The sequence below is a fragment of the Streptomyces sp. NPDC008313 genome (genome assembly GCF_042956125.1).
In the GTDB taxonomy this organism is placed as follows: domain Bacteria; phylum Actinomycetota; class Actinomycetes; order Streptomycetales; family Streptomycetaceae; genus Streptomyces.
Genome location: NZ_JBIBFR010000050.1, coordinates 1 through 17,136, shown reverse-complemented (window position 1 = coordinate 17,136; position 17,136 = coordinate 1). Strand labels below are relative to the sequence as shown.

The window sequence follows — 17,136 nt, the reverse complement described above, 5'->3', positions numbered from 1 at the left end:
GCCCGTCGAATACGAAGTCAACTACTACACCGAACTCACGAAACCCCAGTTCATCACCACAATCTGAGATCTCTACCGAACCCGGGGCGGTTCAGCCTCGGTCATGATCTGCGTCAGCCAGAACGAGTAGGACCTCTGGTCCATATTCTCGCCGGTGAAGTCGGCGAGGTCGTTCTTGGCGTCGACGGAGGTGTACTTCTGCTTCGCGGAGCGCGTGGTGCGCTCCTTCGCGGTCCGCCCTCCGCTGTTGTACGGCGGGTCGGTGATGACGGAGTCGACGCAGCCGTCCGGAAGGCCGGAGAGAACGGCCAGAGCGTCGCCCTGGTGAAGGGAAAAAGGCAAAGAAAAACCCCGATTCGGGTGCGGAAACGCGGAGAGAAATAGTCGCCTCGCGCAGGAGTCCTCGCGGGCCGGAAGTGGGCATGCAGAAGCCCAGGGCCGCAGACCGAGGAGGGCGAGGGGGGAGTCCAAAAACTGTAGAGGCGAAACCGCCGACGACCAAGAAGTGCCCTGTCGAGGTATCGGTTTCCGGCACCTCACGCCGACTTTTTGGTCAACCGCCGATCCGCGCCTACTGTTTTTGAACCGCCCGGCGCACACCGCCGCTGGCCACTCCCCTGCCACACCTCTCGGAGGTACCCCTTTGCCCCGGCACACCTAGCTCACGGCCCGGCCACGCGCAGCGAGCGGCAACTCGCCCCGCACCGGCCTGTCCCGATCGCCCACCCCGGCTGCCGCGCCCTTCCGAGACGCCTCGCGCACGCGGTACGCCGGACACCGCACCCCCAAGGACACGCTCATGACGTCTCGCTACCCACCCATGCCCGAAACCGCTGACCGGCGAGCGGTCCGCTCGGATTGAAGGGGCTCGCCGCCGGCATCGGCGTCGTCTTCCTCTCCCCGATCCTGATCGCCGGCACCGGAATGATGCTGGCCTCCTCGGCCGACGCCGTGCAGAGCAGCGGCTCCTTCAGCAGCTGCCTGAGCGACATCGACAGCGACAAGGTCGCCGAACAGGTCACCAAGATCCTCGACGGCGCCTCCGGCAAGGACGTGCACATCGAGGGCCTGGACCGGCCCGCCGAGCAGGTCCCCAACGCCCAGACGATCGTGGCCGCCGGCCTCTCCCTCGACGTCCCCAAGAAGGGACAGATCATCGCGCTCGCCACGGCGATGCAGGAGAGCCGACTGCGCAACCTCGCCTACGGCGACCGCGACTCCCTCGGCCTCTTCCAGCAGCGCCCTTCCCAGGGCTGGGGCAGCGCCGAGCAGATCCGCGACCCCACCTACGCGAGCGAGCAGTTCTACAAGCACTTGCTCAAAGTGAGCGGGTGGCAGCAGATGACCGTCACACAGGCCGCCCAAGCCGTGCAGAAGTCCGGCCTGCCAGACGCCTACGCGCAGTGGGAGAAGCTCGCCACCGCGCTGCAGGGCGCCATCGCCAAGAGCTTCCCCGGCGGCGGTGACGCGGACGGCAAGGACACGGACCGGGACAAGCAGTCGACCACGACCGGCTGCGCGCCGGGCCAAGACGGTTCCGGGTTCGGCCACATCCCCGAGGGGAGCGTCCCGAAGGGTTACTCGATCCCCAAGGACGCCGATCCGAAGGCGCGCAAGGCCATCACCTGGGCGATGCAGCAGCTCGGGACGCTCTACCAGTGGGGCGGCTCCTGCACGAACTCGCATGGTCCTGACCCCATGGGCCGCTGCGACTGCAGCTCGCTGATGCAGCAGGCGTACGCCCACGCCGGAATCACGCTCACCCGCACGACGTACACGCAGGTCAACGAAGGCAAGGCGATCTCGCCCGCTCATCTCAAGCCCGGTGACCTGATCTTCAGCCGCGGCACCGCCGCCCGGCCCGAGCACGTCGGCATGTACATGGGCGAAAGCCTCGTGATCGAGGCGCCGCGCACCACCAAGCCGGTCCGGATCACCCCGATCAAGGACTGGACGATTCTCGCCGCCCGCCGCGTCCTCTGACGCCGCCCCCGCCCGGCATCGCCCCGGGCGCCCTGGCCCCACGGCCACTTCCGCGCCCTTCGCGCGCCCCCTCCGCTTTCGCCTTTCCCGCCGGCCCTCGCTGGGCCCGCGTATGCAAGGAGCCCCACCCCCCTATGTCCGTCCCCCTCGCAGACCGCGTCATCCAGCTCGCCTATGACCCAGGAATTTCGCCCAAGGGCGGTGGCCTGCCCGGCCTGAGCGTGCTGAAGAACGTCGTCAACTCGATCAACATGTTCGGCATCATCGCCGTCGTTGGCGCCCTCGCCGTCTCGCTCGGCGTCTGGGCCTGGGGCCACCACACCGGTGGCCACCAGGCTGAGGCCAATGGGAAGAAGGGCGCCGTGGTCGCCGCCGGCGCCGCCCTCGGTCTGGGCGCCGCGAACGGCATCGTGGCCTTCTTCTCCAGCCTGGGCTCGCAGGTCCACTGATGCGGAAACGATCCCCGTCCCTCTCACTGTCCTCGTACGGCTCGGGGTGGTCGGCCAACCGGCGTATCGCGATCGTCGCCGCCGTCGCCGTCCTGCTCGCCATCGCCGGGGTCGTCGCCCTGCTGACCGGAGGCGGGAATAGCCACCAGGCTCCGGGCACCGCGGCGCCTGCCCCAACTGGCAGCCCGTCCTCCTCCGAGGCCGCCCCGAAGCCTTCCTCCGGATCCGGGTCGGTGCCCAAGCCGCCGCAGATCTCCGAGCCGGTCGCCTACGCCAAGGCAGCAGCCCAGATGCTGTGGTCCTACGACACCCGTGACACCAGCCGCGACCAACAGCTCGCCGGCATGCGCGCCTGGATGACCGCCGAGACCAAGTACGCCGACTGGGCCTCGGTCTCAGGCCAGGTGCCCGATCCGGTGCTGTGGTCACGGATGGCCGACCAGGACCAGCACGCCACCGCCCACGTCACCGAGGGCCACTACCCCGGCGCGTTCAAGCAGGCCCTGGCCGAGGACCCGTCCGCGATCACCGAGGCGTACATCTACGTCGTCACCGTCAACGGCAAGCAGACGCTCAGTTGGAAGAAGGGCGGCGGAGGGGCCGAGGAACGGGCCGTGACCCTCGCCGTCCAGTGCCGCCCGAACCACGACTGCACCCTGGCCGCCATCGCTCCGAGCGTCACGCAGTGACCCGCGCCTGACACACGAAAGGAGGAGCAACTACCCGTGGGCTTCTGTGATTACCCCCTGGCCGACAAGTTGTGCACGGTCGGCGACGCGGTGGATTTCGCCTCGGACCCCGGCAAGGCCATCGGTGACTGGATGGCGAAGTCCGCCGGTGAACTGGCCGCCGCCGCGGCCAACCTGGCCGCCGAGGCGGTCGACACCACCACGAAGGTGGATCTGAACGCCGGATGGTTCCGTGACAACTACGAGATGCTGCTGCCACTGGGCCTGGTCCTGCTGGTCGCCACGTTCTGCGCACAGCTAGTCCGGGCCGCCATCCGGCGCGACGGGCAAGCTCTGACACAAGCGTTCACCGGCACCATGAGCGGCGTCCTGTTCGCCTTCTGCGCCATCGCCCTGACCACGGTGGCCGTCGAAGTCGTCGACGCCGTCAGCGACGGCCTGTTCAAGACCGCGAACCTGGACATCGAGGCGGCCGTGCGCCGCATCGTGAAGGTCAGTCAGATTGCGTCGCTGGCCGGGCTAGGCTGGCTCGTCCCGGTCGTCGCCGGCCTCGGCGCAGCCATCGGCGCCTTCCTCTACTGGTGCGTGATGATGGTCCGCAAGGTCGGCATCCTCGTCATGGTCACGCTGGCCGTCTTCGCCTCCGCCGGCGGCGGCTGGGAGGTCGCCCGGCGCTGGCGCAAGGGCTGGATCGAAGCCACCGCCACCCTCGTGGTCTCCAAACTGCTGATGACCGTGATCTTCGTGATCGGCATCGCCGCCATGGGCAAAACCGAGGCCAAGGACGGCATCGCCGCTCTGGCCGACGTCATGTCCGGCATCGTGATCATGATCCTGGTGCTGCTGTGTCCGTATGCGGTCTTCAAGTTCGTGCACTGGGCGGCCGACGGGACCGACGGGGAGGCCATCCACCGTGCCGGCGGCGCCGGTGCGCAGATCGCGAAGGCGCACGCCGAGAAGGCCGCCCGCAAGGCCGCCGCTGCTGCGGCCACCGCCGGAACCGGGGGCGCTGCCGCCGGCGCGGGTGCCGCACCGCAGGGCCCCGACGGCGGTGGGTTCCCCGGCGACGTCGCTGCCAACCCGACCGGCGGAGGCGGCGAGGGCAAGGAGGGATCGCAGAGCGGCGGAACGGGTGCCTCGCCCGGCGGCGACGCGGTCAAGTCCGGCTTGGAGAAGGCCGTCCAGCCCGCGCCGACGAGCGTGTCCGACGACACCAGCGGCCAGGTGGGCGGAAGCCCGGAGCCTGGCGGATCCGGCGCGAGTGCCGCGTCTGGGCAGAGCGGCGGATGGCAGTCCACTCCGCCGACCACAACCCCGCCGCCGCAGGGGGCACCGCCGTCCTCCGGCACGCAGAACGCCCCGTCCAGCAAGGCGAGCGGCCCCCCGCCGCCTCCGACCGGCCTCTGATTCCCTGACCGACTCCCGGGGGCGGGATGTGCACGCGCCCTCCCGCCCCCGGGTTCAACCCGCGCCTCCAGGACCTGCCCCTTGACTGATCTTTCCGTCGCCCCGGTCACGGTGAAGTTCCCGCACCGAAGCCGCCGCGGCATCCTCCTCGGCCTCTCCCTGCCCCAACTCGTACTCGTCTCCTGCATGCTGGCCCTGCTGCTGATGACGGTGATCTCCACCGGGCTGCTCGGCGCCGTTGCCCTGGCACCGCTGTGGGCGGCATCCGGGGCACTCGTCGCGATCCGCCGGCACGGCCGCTCCTTGATCGACTGGGCGCCGATCGTCACCCGGTATGCGCACCGTCGCCGCACCGGCCAGACCCTCTGGCTTGCTCGGCCCGTCACCCGGCCCCGGCAGGACGGCGTCCTCCATCTGCCCGGCACCGCCGCTTCCCTCAAGGTGGTCACCCCCGGCGACTCCGCCAACGGCGCCGCAGCCGTCCACGACCCGCACCAGCAGACCCTGACCGCCGTCGCCCGCGTCACCAGCCGCGCCTTCGCCCTCCTCGACCCCGCCACCCAGAACCACAACGTGAGCAGCTGGGGACGCGCGCTCGCGGGCATCGCCCGCACCGGGCACATCGCCACCGTCCAGGTGCTGGAACGCACCGTCCCCGACTCGGGCGACACCCTCACCCGCCACTGGACCCACCACGGGCAGCCCCAGACCCCCGTCGCCGGACAGATCTACTCGGAGCTGGTCTCCTCTGCCGGCCCTGCCGCCGCCCCGCACGAGACCTACCTCGCCATCTCCCTCGACCTCAAGGCCGCCCGGCGCCTGATCAGCCAGGCCGGCGGAGGGCTGCCCGGGGCATTCACCGTCATGGGGCAGACCACCGCCTCCATCGCGCAGGCCGCCCGCAACGCAGGTCTCCAGGTCACCGGCTGGCTGAACGCGCGGGAGATCGCCGCCGTCATCCGCACCGCCTACGACCCGAAGGCCCTCGCAGCCCTCCAGCAGTGGTCCGAGACCGGCCGCGCCGAGGCCGACCCCGCAGCCGCCGGGCCCGTCGTCCAGTTCGAGGAGTACGACCGCCTCGCCACCGACAGCGCGCGGCACGCGACGTACTGGGTGGAGAACTGGCCGAGGACCGAGATGGGGGCCGGGTTCCTGCACGGTCTGATGTTCACGGCCGGCGTGCGCCGCAGCCTCTCCCTTATATACGTGCCGCAGGGGCTCGAGTCCGCACTGCGGGACGTCCAGCGCAAGAAGGCCGCGATCATCGCCGACGCCAACGAGCGCGCCCGCCGCGGACAGGTCGATTCCGAAGAGGATTCCGTCGAGTACGCCGACGTCAAAACCCGCGAACGCCAACTCATCGCCGGGCACGCGGACGTGGCCCTGACCGGCCTGGTCACCGTCACCGCCGAGACCGACGCCCTCCTGGACGCCGCCTGCGCACAGATCGAGACCCACGCCGTCACCTCCGGCGTCGACCTTCGTCGGCTCAACTACCAGCAGTCCGACGCCTTCGCCCTCACCGCGCTGCCGCTCGCCCGCACCGCCCTGTGAACCAGCCGCGCCCGTGCGCACCCCTGACCCACCGCACTCCGGATCACCCGTGACGGGACGCCCCTCACTGCCCTGCCTACCGGCAGGAAGGACCACCACCTTTGACGTCTCCTACGCGCCCCGACGACGCGCACCCCTACCTCCGCGCCGCGAGCGCCGCCATCCGCCACCACGCACGGGCCTTGGCGCCGTCGGACGCGGACCCGCCCAGGCCCGGAGATCGTCTGCACCTTGACGTGCTGCACGCCCACCTCACCGCTCTGCTCCAGCTTCTGGACCGGCTCGCCGACCACACCCGGCCCCTGCACCCAGTCGCCGGACGTCACCTGGCCACCGCCCACACCAGGCTCTGGCAGGCCACCAGCGAAGTCCACGCCGCCTTCCACCTGCTGCCCGGCACACCCCAGGCGGACGCCGAGACAAGCGCCTGCCATCCAGAGCGGCTCCCCGAGGGCCCGCCCGTGCTGACGATCTGCCAACGCCACCTCGCCGCCGGACACGTAGTCCGCCGCAAAACCACCCCCACCGACCTCCGCCCGCACACCACGGCCTGCGTGCGATGAGCACCACCCGCAGAATCGAGGGCCCCCGATGAGCCACCGGCCCGCCCGTCGCGCCCGCCGCGCGTCCGCCAGCCCGCTGTTCACCCCCCACGGCACCGACCGCGCCAGCCGCAAGGCCGCCCGCCGCCAGCTCGCCGAGGCCACCGCCAAAGCCCGCGCCGAAGCAGGCCCCCACCAGAACGACAGCCCGCCCGCCGATCACCAGATGCCCGCCGCGCTCTACCCAGCGGGCGGACGCCCCGGGCCCGCCTCCGCGCGCGGGAACCAGCTGCGACTGCCCGCCCACCGCATGACCACCGCGGTCGCGGCCGGCGCCTATCCCTTCCTCGCCGAAGGCGGCCTGGGCGCCGAGGGCATCTACATCGGCCGCGACGTCCACGCAGAAGCGTCGTTCGTCTTCGACCCGTTCGCTCTGTACGGCAAGGTCGAGGGATTCACCAACCCGAACCTGCTGCTCGCCGGCGTGATCGGCCAGGGCAAGAGCGCCCTCGCGAAGTCCTTCGCGCTACGGTCAGTCGCCTTCGGATACCGCGTCTACGTACCGTGCGACCCGAAAGGCGAGTGGACGCCGGTCGCCGAGGCCCTCGGCGGCCGGTCGGTCGCCCTCGGTCCCGGACTGCCCGGGCGCCTAAACCCCCTTGACGCGGCGCCGCGCCCGGAGAGCGTGTCCGAGGCCGACTGGGTCGGCGAGATCCGCAAGCGGCGCCTGCTCCTGCTCGGCTCCCTTGCCCGCACCGTCCTGGGCCGGGACCTGATGCCCATGGAGCACACCGCGCTGGACGTCGCCCTCGACGCCGTCGTCACCCGCGCCGCCGACACGCACCGCACCCCGCTCCTCGGCGACGTCGCCGCCACCCTCAACAACCCCCACGCGCTCGACGAGGCTGCCGGGATGATGTCGGGCCAACTCGGCGACGCCGCCCGCGACCTGGCCCACGCCATGCGGCGCCTGGTCCACGGTGATCTGGCTGGCATGTTCGACGCCCCCTCCACCGTCGCCTTCGACCCGAGCGCGCCGATGCTCACCATCGACCTGTCCCGCCTCGGCGGTTCCGGGGACGACACCGCCCTCGTCCTCGCCATGACCTGCGCGAGCGCCTGGATGGAATCCGCCCTCTCCGACCCGAACGGCGGCCGGCGCTGGATCGTGTACGACGAGGCATGGCGCCTGATGCAGCACGTCGGCCTACTCCAGCGGATGCAGGCCCAGTGGAAGCTCAGCCGCGGCCTCGGCATCGCCAACCTCATGGTGATCCACCGGCTGTCCGACCTGCTCACCGCCGGCGACGCCGGATCACAAGGCCGGGCCCTGGCCGAGGGACTCCTCGCCGACTGCAGCACCCGGATCATCTACCGCCAGGAGACCGACCAGCTCCACGCCGCAGCCTCCCTGCTCGGCCTGACCTCCGTCGAGATGGACGCCATCGCGCACCTCAACCGAGGGCGCGGCCTGTGGAAAGTCGCAGGTCGGAGCTTCATTGTTCAGCACCTCCTGCACAGCCACGAACTGGCGCTGTTCGACACCGACGCCCGTATGCACTGAGGACCAAGAGGCCCGTGAAGCCCGACTTCCAACGCGACTTGATACCGAGCGACGAGGTGCTCCAGCTTATCGGCGCGCTCAATGCGATGAAGGACGAACTGCTCAACGCTGCCCAGCAGTGGGAGCTGCTGGACGAGAACGGACACGTACAGGTCACGCCTTCCTACGCCGCGCTGCTCCAGCACGCCACCGACGACGCACAGGACCTCTCCCGCGATGTCCTCCGGCTCACTGCTGACTTCGCCCGGAGCCCACACCACACCACCCGCGCCGGCAGCACCGTTCTGAAGCATCTCGGCACGGCGGCGACCATGTCGAGCCACGCAGCCCGGCACTTCACCGAGTCTGCGGAGTGTGCCCTGGCCCTGCCCCGGTCTGCCAACCCGATCGACCGGCACTACCTCGCGAATCGCGTGATCATCGACCATGCCTCAGCCCGCGCCTTCCTGCGGCGCACCTCGGAATCCCTTCGTGACGCGGCCAAGGAACTCGACGACCACCTCGGCTTCCAACGCTTCCTCGCGACGCTCACCCGTCAGGAAGGCCCGCCGGCGCCTCCGCCACCCAGGCCGGGCGGTCGCCACCGCTGACCGCGCCTGCCCCGAAGCCCGATCCACCCACATCCCAAGGAATGCTCTGAACCGCCCCGCTCATTTCAGCGACGCCGACTGGGCCGAATACCAGCAGTGCCAGGCCGAGCACGACGACCTCATGGCGCAAGTCGCCGATCGTGAAGCGCAGCTGGAACACGACCTGATCGCCGCCTACGACGAGTACGAACTCGACTCCAGTCCGGTTCCGAAGCCAGAAGCCGACCTCGCTCGCCGAACGCCTCCGTCACACCGACCGGCGTCTCGCAGGAGAATCCGTGGCCGCTGACGAGGCGAACGCTACGGACGCCCGCGCGGCTCCGATCGCGCCACTTCCCGACCACCGCGACGTGAACATGCCGTGGTGGCAGGAGCTGTGGCGTCGCCACGCGCACATCACCACGCCGCTGCGAGCGCGGGGACTGCCATGCGACATCGAGTTCGGCCTCAGCGCCTACATCGTGCGTGTCTCGCTCCCCGACGACAGCTACCTGATCATCAGTCCGCCGCAGGAACCGTCCTCCGACCACCCGCCCGGAGATCCCGAGGGCTGGATCGCGACCCGCGAGCACCCCGACGACCAGACGCTGTTCGAGGTCCTCTACGACTCCGCCCCCTCCGACCACCCCGGCGCTCGCCGGCGGCCCGAAGCCCGCCACGGCGGCAGCGCCCAACCCATGATCGAGGCGATCGACCTCCGCCTCGCCCAGCTCGGACTGCTACCGCACCCCGCTCTGCCCCACGAAAGCCCCCACGTGCACCCGGCCCAACCGACGCCCCCGCCTCCGTCCCGGGACATCCCCGGCAAACCAGACCGCGGCCCCGCCTACGTCTACGGCGACGCGCTGCGCGAACTGACCGACCGGCTCAACGGAGCCGAGTCGCACGCGGATGCCGCTGCCCTTTTGCATCAGATCCTGGAACCCACCGACGGCCTGCTGGCACAGCTCGGCGAGTTCTTCGAAGCAGCTGGCGAGAAAGCCAAGGAAGCCGAGGAGGACGACGGCTTCGACCTGTCCTACGACCTCGCCGACGCCGCTGCCGAGATCCGCAGCCTCGGAGAGGTCCTGCATGTGGCCGAGGACCGGATGCGGGCCCTCACCTCGCTCGCGCCCGCACCGCGGCTGCCCTCCACCCCGGCTCGTGCACCGTCCCTTCCGCCACGAGCCCTCCCTTCAGCTCCGCCGCGGCACTCGCGCTGACGAGCGACCGGCGCCTCGACTCCCCGCCCGCCATCCGGGCATCCCGCGGCAAGCGGCCCCTGAGCGCTCCTACCGCAGCCCCGGCGAAGGCCGGCACCCCGCGCCCCACCGCCCGCCGCTAATTCCCCCTCGTCTTCCCGGAGCCTTCCCTGCCCCCGCCCAGCACGCCCCTGATCACCGTCGTCATCGCCAGCCGCCTGCGCGAAGAGCGGCTGGACTACCTGGCCGCCATGCACGCCAGCCTCACCCGGCAGTCTGTGCCGTGGGAGGCCGTGATCGCGCTCGACGGTGCATCGCCCGACCGCCTGCCGACCCCGCTCGCACAGGATCCCCGCGTTCGCACGCTGGTGCTGCCCCGGCCGGTCGGCGCCGCCTGCGCCAGGAACCTGGCCCTCGCTCACGTACGCACCCCGTACACCAACTGGGCAGACGACGACGACCTGTTCAACGACGACGCGATGGCCGTACGGCTGAACACCCTGGAATCCACCCGGGTCGGCTGGTGTGCCGGCTGGAGCGAGGACCAGCACCCCGACGGCTCGACCACCCTGTGGCGCTGCCCCACGCCGCCCGGCCGGCACGAGGCCGGTGACGTGTGGACGTACTGGAAGTCACCGACGGACACCATCCCCATCGGGCCGACCACGATCCTCGCCCGTACCGACCTCGTGCGCGCCGCGCCGATGGGCGGCCTCGTCCAGGGCGAGGACTACTGCGCGGCCGTCGGCGTCACCGCTCTCGCCCCCGGGGTCCTGCTGCCAGTGCCCGTGTACAGGTACCGCAAGTGGAACGGGCAAATGACAGCCCAGGCCGGATACGACCAGCTGGAGGCAGCGGCCCGTGAGCACGCCTGGGCGTACGGCCGCAGCCTGCGCGCCGTCCTGCGCGGTGGCGAGGAGGTCCATGGCTGAGGCGCAGATCATCCTGTCGCACAGCCGGGACTCCGGGATCGTCGCCACCGCCTCGGGCGAGCGTTACTCCTGGGCGCATACCGCCCTCGGGGAGAGCGGCTTCCAGCGGGATGACGACGGTGTCTGGCGCCTGCCCGCGGACGGCACCCAGACCACCGTCGTCGACCTGGTCACGTGCGCGAAGCGGCACCGCGCCAGCGTGCACACGAGCAGCCGCCGGTTCATCGGCGACGCCGCCCGCGACCTCGCGCGCCTCCTGCCCGGCCAGTGGCACGCCTCGGTCGAGATCTACTCGCACCCCGCCTGGCAGGAAGACCTGGTCCCCTGGATCTGGGACAGCGGCGAACTCGGCCGCGCCGTCCAGAGCGACAGGATCCCCTACGCCGCGCTCCTCACCGACATGGTGCAGGGCACCACGCTGCTGTTCATCGAGCGTCCCGGCCGTCAACTCGACTATCTGGTAGGGGCCTTCTCGCCCGAGGGGCTCGAAGGGGGCTACGGCGATCCCCACGCCCCGCGCAGCATCGTCCTGCCGCCGCTCCCCGGGCGGGCTGCCCAGGCCCTTACCGACCGGTACCTCCCCACCTACGAGCAGGCCGTCCACGCCCGCCAGACGGCGGCCATCGCCGCCGTGCTCGGCGACATTCGCTCCGAGCACGACACCTGGCAGGCCATGAACGCTTCCGGCCGCTACAGCGACGCCACCCCACTGAGCGCCGCCGCCCTCGGCGCCGCGACTGAGTTGTTCCTCGACCACGCCTGGCGCCGTTTCCTGACCGTCGTCGACCACGCCCCGCCGCTGCTCGACCGGTGCCGACCCGCGAGCAGCCCGTGGCCCGACGACGCCGCAGTCCTTTCCCGTCTGGCCGACGCCGTGACCGATGCCGAGGGCCTGGTCGACGAGATCGTCCATGGCGGTTCCGTGCCGGAGCAGGAGCGCCGAGCACGCGCGTGGCCGGCCATCGAGACGTGGCTCACCGACGGCCAAACGTTCTTGCGCCAGGCCCGCATCAGCGCACCCCACCGCCGCCCGGCCCTGCCCGTCACCGCGCCAGCCCGCCCCCTCACCGCGGCCCGGCCCGCGCGCCGCGGCCCCTGACCCTTCCGTCCCACGCCCCGAGGAGAACCCCGCGCCCTTGCGACCCGGCACCCACTTCGCCTTCGGCGACCACGAGGAACACGGCTTCGTGGCCTCCTTCACCTCCTCCCTGCCCGCGCACCTCGCCCACTGGTACCTGGAGCGCGAGCAGTTCGAGCCCGTTCCCGGAGCACCCGGCCTTTACCGGCTCAGCGAGCCCGAGCGGGACGGAGTCCGCCGCACCCGCCAAGCCGTCCACGACCTGCGCCGCCACGGCTACACCGTGCAGGCCGACATCCGCCTCGACCCGTCCCTCTCGGCCGGCCCGCCACGCCCCGCCCGGCCCAACGGACTCCAGGAGCGCCGCAGCCGTCTCGCCCAGGCCGCCGCCGGCCGAACGACGCAGCGCTCCGCACCGCCCACCACCTCCCCGCCAGCGGTCCGGCCGATCCCGCCGAAGCCCACGTACGCTCCGACCGTCCATTTGACGGCCGCGACCGGCGGGCGGTCCCGATGACACCCGCGAGCAGCCCGGCCCCCGACGGCCCCTTGCCGACAGCTCCCGAACTGGCCAACGGTGCACGCGACTTCCGCTTGCGGATGGCGGTCATCGACTGCGAGACCGAGGCCGCGCTCGACCTGACACGCGACCGCTACGGCCGTACCGTCCACGCGGGCGCCGCGGCATCCGCACGAGCCCACCGCGACAAGGCAGCGGTGGAGGCGTACGCCACTCACCTCGCCTCGCACGCCGAGGCTCTCCTTGATGCCGCCCGCCTCGTGCTCGACGAGCTGCCACCCGCCCGGCACCTGGCCGGGTGGCGGGCTGTCCTTGACGGCCTAGCGGCCTCCGCCGCTGAGATCCGCCGGGCCCTCGACCGGCCGGCTGCCCCTGGCTCCCAGGCCGAACTCACTCAGCACGCGGCCTTGTGGCCGCACCTCACCGCTTGGGCGGACCACAGCTCTATCGCCAGCAACCTCGCCGACCAGCGCGACGGCCAGCACCACAAGCCTCCGCTGACCGACGAGGAGCAGCAGATGTGGACCGAGAGGGCCCAGGCCGCGCAGCGGCGCGGTGAGTTGGAGCTGACCGAGTCGTGGTATGCCGCCGACGGGCAGCCGATCACCCTCGCTTACTTGGTCGAGGACGACGACCCGACGGTGGTCGCGCTGCGCGGCGATCCGGGGGTACCGGGCTGGCAGGTGATCGGGCACTACGCCCACGAGTACGAGGCGGGCAAGGTCCTGCCCGCTCCGGTCCCGCCCGGCATCCTGCGCGCGGACGTCTCCCGGTTCAACCGCCCGGCACTGGCCCCGGAGGTGTCCCTGCAGGAACTCATCCGCGACGTCGTCGAAGGCCACACCGCCGGTGACGCATCGAACGCTCTCCTCGGAGCCGTCCAGCGCGGCTACGCCGCCGGCCCGATGGTCCGTCTGCAGGAACTCCTGGAGACGAGCAGCCAGTTCGCCAGCGCCCTGGAGACCGTGCAGGGCCGCCAGATCACCGCCCGCCTCTCAGCGCTGGGCCGGCAGATCGAGTTCCTCACCCGTGAAGTCGAAGAGGCGGCCGAAGACCTCGGCGCGACCGTCGCCGTCCTGCCCCCGCACCGCACCCCCGTGCTGCGCGCCCGCCCGCGCCCGGCAGTGGAGACCACCCCGCCCACGCCGCCACCCCGCGCCAGCACGACCGCCCGCCACCGCTAGACCCCGAGAAAGCACCCGTTGTCCCCGACCGCACCCCCGGCCCCGGCACCTCGCATCACCTACGGCGCGGTGCTGGGCAGCCCGTACGTCGCCCGCCTCCTCGGCGGCACCCTCACCGGCCGACTCCCCAACGGCATGGCTCCCGTCGCCATCCTCCTGTGGGCCACCACGAGCGGCAGCAGCATCGCCTTCGGCGGACTGCTCAGCGCCCTGTACGGGCTGTCCTCCTCGGTGGTGCAGCCCGTCAAGGGACGCCTCATGGACCGCCACGGCCAGACGGCGGTGCATCTTCCGGCCGCCGTGCTCAACTCGGCCCTCCTGGTGACCCTTCCGCTGACGGGACCGTACGGCGGACCGGGCCTCGCCACGGCCCTCGTCGTCGCCGCCGGCCTGACCGCCCCGTCCCTGGAGGCCGGGCTGCGGGCCCTGTGGCCCAGCGTGCTGCCCGACGCCCGCCTTCGGCACGCCGCGCTCGCCCTCGACACCGGCACGCAGGGCCTCCTGTACATCGTCGGCCCCCTACTCGTCGCCGCCCTTGCCTCCGCGTACAACCCCAGCGTCGCGCTCACCGTCACCGCCGTCCTCGGCCTGGCCGGCACCACCGTGGTCGTCCTCGCTCCGCCATCGCGGCGCTGGCGATCGACGCCGTCAGTCGGCACCCTGCACGGTCCCGTTGGACGGCTGACCAGCCCCGGTCTGCTGCTCCTGTTCGTCTCTCTGACCGGCATCGGGTTCGCGATCGGGGCCTTGAATGTGTGGTCGATCGCCATAGCCGAGGACCACGAACAGGACATGCTCTCGGGCATCGTCCCCGCCGCGTTCTCCACCGGCAGCTTCCTGGGCGGCCTCGTCTACGGGCGCCGCACCTGGAGTCGGACCGCCGCCGACCGGCTGATCATCGCCAGCGCCGCGTTCCTCGCCGGATGGCTCCCGCTCGCAACCCAGCCCGCGCCGTTCGCGGCCACCGCCGCGGTCACCGTGCCTGGTGCGTTCCTGACCGTCGTGGTCGCCTGCGCCTACGTGACCACCGATGCTCTCGCCCCTGCGGGCCGGACCAGCGAGGCGTATGCGTGGCTGATCCTCTCGATCGGCGTCGGGCAGTCCGCCGGTACCGCCCTGGCCGGACGCCTCGCCGAGCAGACGCTGGCCAGCGCGGCGCTTCCCGCCGCCGGCGCGGCCTTCGCCCTCGCCGTCCTTCTCGCCGCGCGCCGACAGCTCCGCCCCGCCGGGCACCGGCCGCCCGGCCGACACCGCCTCCCACTCCGAGGCCGGCACAAGACGTCCTGATCAGGGCACGCCCCCACCTTCCAACCCCTTTGAGGAGATCGAATTATGGCCGTGCGTACGCACTGGACCGTGGAGCACGCCTGCTCCCACAGCGTGGATCATGACCTGTCCAATCGTCCTGCCGACAAGCGGGCGGGCTTTGCCCGTTGGCTCGCGTCGAAGGACTGCACCGACTGCTGGAAGGCGGCGCGCGACGCCGACTCCGAGTCCAAGGAGGAGTGGCTCGCGACCAAGCGGGCCGAGGAGCAGGAGGCAGCCGTCGCGTGGGCGAAGCAGTTCGACATGCCGCAGTTGGAGGGCCCGGAGAAGGCCCTGGACTGGGGCGAGCGCTCCCGCCACCAGCTGATGACGGCCGCGCACACCGCGCTCGTCGTCGAGGGCACTTGGGACGAGGCGGACTGGGCGGAGCTGGAAGAGAAGGCCCGCTCCATCACCCGTGCCGGATGGTGGATCGACCAGCGCGACGCCGACGGCACTGACCTGCTCGAACTCCTCGACGCGGCCAGTGAGGCGGACCGCGGGACGGAGAACCCCTTCCGCTGACGGCGGGGCAACATAGCCGGGAAACGCCGGTTAGCCAAACCGGCGTTCCTCCGGACTATTGATGCTCCCACCCCGCCAGCATCGCGTGGAAGGAACTCATGTCCCAGCCCCCTCCCACCTCGGCGTTCGCACCGACGACCGACCCGCTCACCCCCGACCGGAACATCACCCACGCCCACTTCCAGGCCGGTGACACCGTCGTCGTCCTGAAGGGGGTGGCCGGCGGAGAACTGTGGGGCGACGCGATGCGCGTCGTGGCCCCTTCCTGGCACACCCCGACCGACGAGGACGGGTGGCGGCTGCGAGATGCGACCGGCGGCGCCCAGTCCTACGTCACCGCCCACCCCCGCTACCTCGTGCACCTCTCACGCCGCTGCCCTGACTGCCTGATCTATCTACGGGCAATGGAGGACACCCTCCTCACACGGTTCGCCGACCGCGACGAACTGATCGACTGCGGCTGGTACACCACCACCGCCCTGGGCCAGCTCGTGCACATCGCCGACATCCGGAGCGGCCGGTGATCCCCCGCCTGCACGAGCGGACCCACCGGCCCCACGACCCGCTCGAAGAGGCGCTGGGGCGGCCGGTCTCACCGAACGAGGGCCTGACGGAGCACACGATCGTCGCCCACTGGCCCGGCCTGGATTACTTCACCCTGGACGACGAGCAGAGGATCTGGACGTCCGTCCAGTGGGCCGAGCACCTCGAAGACCCCTACCTGGAGCATCCGTTCGCCGCCAGCCCCGACGACGACCGGCGGGCGATCCTCCACCTAGACATCCGCCTTCACCCGGACGACCGGGAACTGACCCCACCGGAGTGGGCCGAGGTCGCTCAACGGCTCGCGCGGGCCGCCGGCATCGAGATCCCCGGCAAGGAACATGGCTGCCGATGGATCGCTGTCCAGGCGCATCCAGGGCGCCTCGATCTGATCGCCAACCTAATCCACGTCGACGGCGCGTGGCACGCTCCCCCCGCGGACAAACTGCGGCGCCTGGCACAGGAGGCGCGTCGCATCGAACAGGACCTCCACCTGATCCCTGTCCGATCCGACCCCCCTTCGCGGCCTGCCGTCCGCGCGGCGCTCACGGCGTCGGCCCAGCTCGCGACCATCCTCAGGCAGCTCGCCGACGAACAGGCCGGCCCTCTGGCCGCGGTACGCGGACTCGTCGAGCACACCTCGCACCGGATCGCCCGCCAGCCGGGAGCAGCCGGCACCGATACGGCACACCGCCTGGAGCTGATTGCCCGCCGCCTCTACGCCATCCAGCAGGACCTGGACACCACCGCAAACCGCCTGGTCCAGCCCCGCGCCGTCCCGGCCCCGGACGCCGTCCGGCACAACGCCCACCGATCGCCGTAGGAGAAACGTCTCCTTGCCCCGCACCGACCGCTTCCTGGACATCCGCCGCGACCCGCGCTCCGACGAACTCCTTGCCCGCGGCGGCGACTCCGAGGCACACAGCATCCTCCAGCGCGCGGGCTTCGTCGCCGTCGTCCGAATCCATGAGACGTACCACCGCGCCCCGACCGGCCTAGGGCCTGTCTGATGTCGTGATCTCTCTATTGGCGGTTCCGGCCTTGGCGGGCCGGAACCTTCGGTAGAACAGTGCCCGTGACTCGAGCGCAA

Annotated in this window: 18 protein-coding genes and 1 pseudogene; 18 read left to right on the top strand and 1 reads right to left on the bottom strand. The window is 71.3% G+C overall.

Annotated elements, in window-relative coordinates:
- Positions 1-93: 93 nt before the first annotated feature.
- Positions 94-342, bottom strand: a pseudogene (locus tag ACFY93_RS34390) (site-specific DNA-methyltransferase); the annotation flags it as partial.
- A gap of 516 nt (positions 343-858) precedes the next feature.
- Here ACFY93_RS34390 and ACFY93_RS34385 point away from each other — a divergent pair.
- The 18 genes from ACFY93_RS34385 (at position 859) to ACFY93_RS34300 (ending at position 17,056) form a co-directional block, all read left to right on the top strand.
- A complete protein-coding gene (locus ACFY93_RS34385) occupies positions 859-1,983 on the top strand; it encodes an NlpC/P60 family protein (protein ID WP_391365856.1) in 1,125 nt (374 codons plus the stop codon).
- A 134-nt stretch (positions 1,984-2,117) separates the two neighbouring features.
- Positions 2,118-2,432, top strand: a complete 315-nt coding sequence (locus tag ACFY93_RS34380; RefSeq protein ID WP_212726614.1) for a DUF6112 family protein — start codon at positions 2,118-2,120, stop codon at positions 2,430-2,432.
- Complete coding sequence (locus ACFY93_RS34375; protein WP_391365855.1) at positions 2,432-3,121, top strand: hypothetical protein; 690 nt, start codon at positions 2,432-2,434, stop codon at positions 3,119-3,121. The genes ACFY93_RS34380 and ACFY93_RS34375 overlap by 1 nt, the downstream gene beginning before the upstream one ends.
- Before the next feature lie 36 nt (positions 3,122-3,157).
- Positions 3,158-4,528, top strand: coding sequence for an ATP-binding protein (locus ACFY93_RS34370; RefSeq protein WP_391365854.1), 1,371 nt, complete (start codon positions 3,158-3,160; stop codon positions 4,526-4,528).
- Positions 4,529-4,609: 81 nt separating this feature from the next.
- Complete coding sequence (locus tag ACFY93_RS34365; protein ID WP_391365853.1) at positions 4,610-6,082, top strand: SCO6880 family protein; 1,473 nt, start codon at positions 4,610-4,612, stop codon at positions 6,080-6,082.
- Between the two features lie 101 nt (positions 6,083-6,183).
- Positions 6,184-6,645, top strand: a complete 462-nt coding sequence (locus tag ACFY93_RS34360) for a DUF6238 family protein (RefSeq protein WP_391365852.1) — start codon at positions 6,184-6,186, stop codon at positions 6,643-6,645.
- Positions 6,646-6,673: 28 nt separating this feature from the next.
- Positions 6,674-8,188 carry a VirB4 family type IV secretion system protein gene (locus ACFY93_RS34355; RefSeq protein ID WP_391365851.1) on the top strand — a complete coding sequence of 505 codons (1,515 nt, stop codon included), beginning with the start codon at positions 6,674-6,676 and terminating at the stop codon, positions 8,186-8,188.
- Between the two features lie 14 nt (positions 8,189-8,202).
- Positions 8,203-8,778 (top strand): hypothetical protein, encoded by a 576-nt coding sequence (locus tag ACFY93_RS34350; RefSeq protein WP_391365850.1) that lies wholly within the window; start codon positions 8,203-8,205, stop codon positions 8,776-8,778.
- A 278-nt stretch (positions 8,779-9,056) separates the two neighbouring features.
- Positions 9,057-9,980 (top strand): hypothetical protein, encoded by a 924-nt coding sequence (locus ACFY93_RS34345; RefSeq protein WP_391365849.1) that lies wholly within the window; start codon positions 9,057-9,059, stop codon positions 9,978-9,980.
- 170 nt (positions 9,981-10,150) lie between these two features.
- A complete protein-coding gene (locus tag ACFY93_RS34340) occupies positions 10,151-10,891 on the top strand; it encodes a glycosyltransferase (protein ID WP_391365857.1) in 741 nt (246 codons plus the stop codon).
- Complete coding sequence (locus ACFY93_RS34335) at positions 10,884-11,990, top strand: hypothetical protein (protein ID WP_391365848.1); 1,107 nt, start codon at positions 10,884-10,886, stop codon at positions 11,988-11,990. Before ACFY93_RS34340 ends, ACFY93_RS34335 begins: the two co-directional genes overlap by 8 nt.
- A 37-nt stretch (positions 11,991-12,027) precedes the next feature.
- The gene (locus tag ACFY93_RS34330; protein ID WP_391365847.1) at positions 12,028-12,486 is read left to right on the top strand and encodes a hypothetical protein; all 459 of its coding nucleotides are present in this window, start codon (positions 12,028-12,030) and stop codon (positions 12,484-12,486) included.
- The gene (locus tag ACFY93_RS34325; protein ID WP_391365846.1) at positions 12,483-13,673 is read left to right on the top strand and encodes a hypothetical protein; all 1,191 of its coding nucleotides are present in this window, start codon (positions 12,483-12,485) and stop codon (positions 13,671-13,673) included. The genes ACFY93_RS34330 and ACFY93_RS34325 overlap by 4 nt, the downstream gene beginning before the upstream one ends.
- Positions 13,674-13,691: 18 nt before the next feature.
- On the top strand, positions 13,692-14,960 hold the full coding sequence (locus tag ACFY93_RS34320) for an MFS transporter (protein ID WP_391365845.1): 1,269 nt from the start codon (positions 13,692-13,694) through the stop codon (positions 14,958-14,960).
- A 45-nt stretch (positions 14,961-15,005) separates the two neighbouring features.
- Entirely contained in the window at positions 15,006-15,503 is a 498-nt protein-coding gene (locus ACFY93_RS34315) for a hypothetical protein (protein WP_391365844.1), read from the top strand.
- 98 nt (positions 15,504-15,601) lie between these two features.
- Positions 15,602-16,027: a hypothetical protein gene (locus ACFY93_RS34310; RefSeq protein ID WP_391365843.1), complete on the top strand. Its 426-nt coding sequence runs from the start codon at positions 15,602-15,604 to the stop codon at positions 16,025-16,027.
- Positions 16,024-16,869 (top strand): relaxase/mobilization nuclease, encoded by an 846-nt coding sequence (locus ACFY93_RS34305; protein WP_391365842.1) that lies wholly within the window; start codon positions 16,024-16,026, stop codon positions 16,867-16,869. The genes ACFY93_RS34310 and ACFY93_RS34305 overlap by 4 nt, the downstream gene beginning before the upstream one ends.
- Positions 16,870-16,882: 13 nt before the next feature.
- The gene (locus ACFY93_RS34300; protein WP_391365858.1) at positions 16,883-17,056 is read left to right on the top strand and encodes a hypothetical protein; all 174 of its coding nucleotides are present in this window, start codon (positions 16,883-16,885) and stop codon (positions 17,054-17,056) included.
- The last annotated feature ends 80 nt before the right edge of the window (positions 17,057-17,136 follow it).

What these genes read in the sequence shown, in the direction of transcription:
- ACFY93_RS34375 (WP_391365855.1), top strand. Translation starts at nt 2,432, where the DNA reads ATGCGGAAACGATCCCCGTCCCTCTCACTGTCCTCGTACGGCTCGGGG.
- ACFY93_RS34310 (WP_391365843.1), top strand. Translation starts at nt 15,602, where the DNA reads ATGTCCCAGCCCCCTCCCACCTCGGCGTTCGCACCGACGACCGACCCG.
- ACFY93_RS34380 (WP_212726614.1), top strand. Translation starts at nt 2,118, where the DNA reads ATGTCCGTCCCCCTCGCAGACCGCGTCATCCAGCTCGCCTATGACCCA.
- ACFY93_RS34355 (WP_391365851.1), top strand. Translation starts at nt 6,674, where the DNA reads ATGAGCCACCGGCCCGCCCGTCGCGCCCGCCGCGCGTCCGCCAGCCCG.
- ACFY93_RS34335 (WP_391365848.1), top strand. Translation starts at nt 10,884, where the DNA reads ATGGCTGAGGCGCAGATCATCCTGTCGCACAGCCGGGACTCCGGGATC.
- ACFY93_RS34315 (WP_391365844.1), top strand. Translation starts at nt 15,006, where the DNA reads ATGGCCGTGCGTACGCACTGGACCGTGGAGCACGCCTGCTCCCACAGC.
- ACFY93_RS34325 (WP_391365846.1), top strand. Translation starts at nt 12,483, where the DNA reads ATGACACCCGCGAGCAGCCCGGCCCCCGACGGCCCCTTGCCGACAGCT.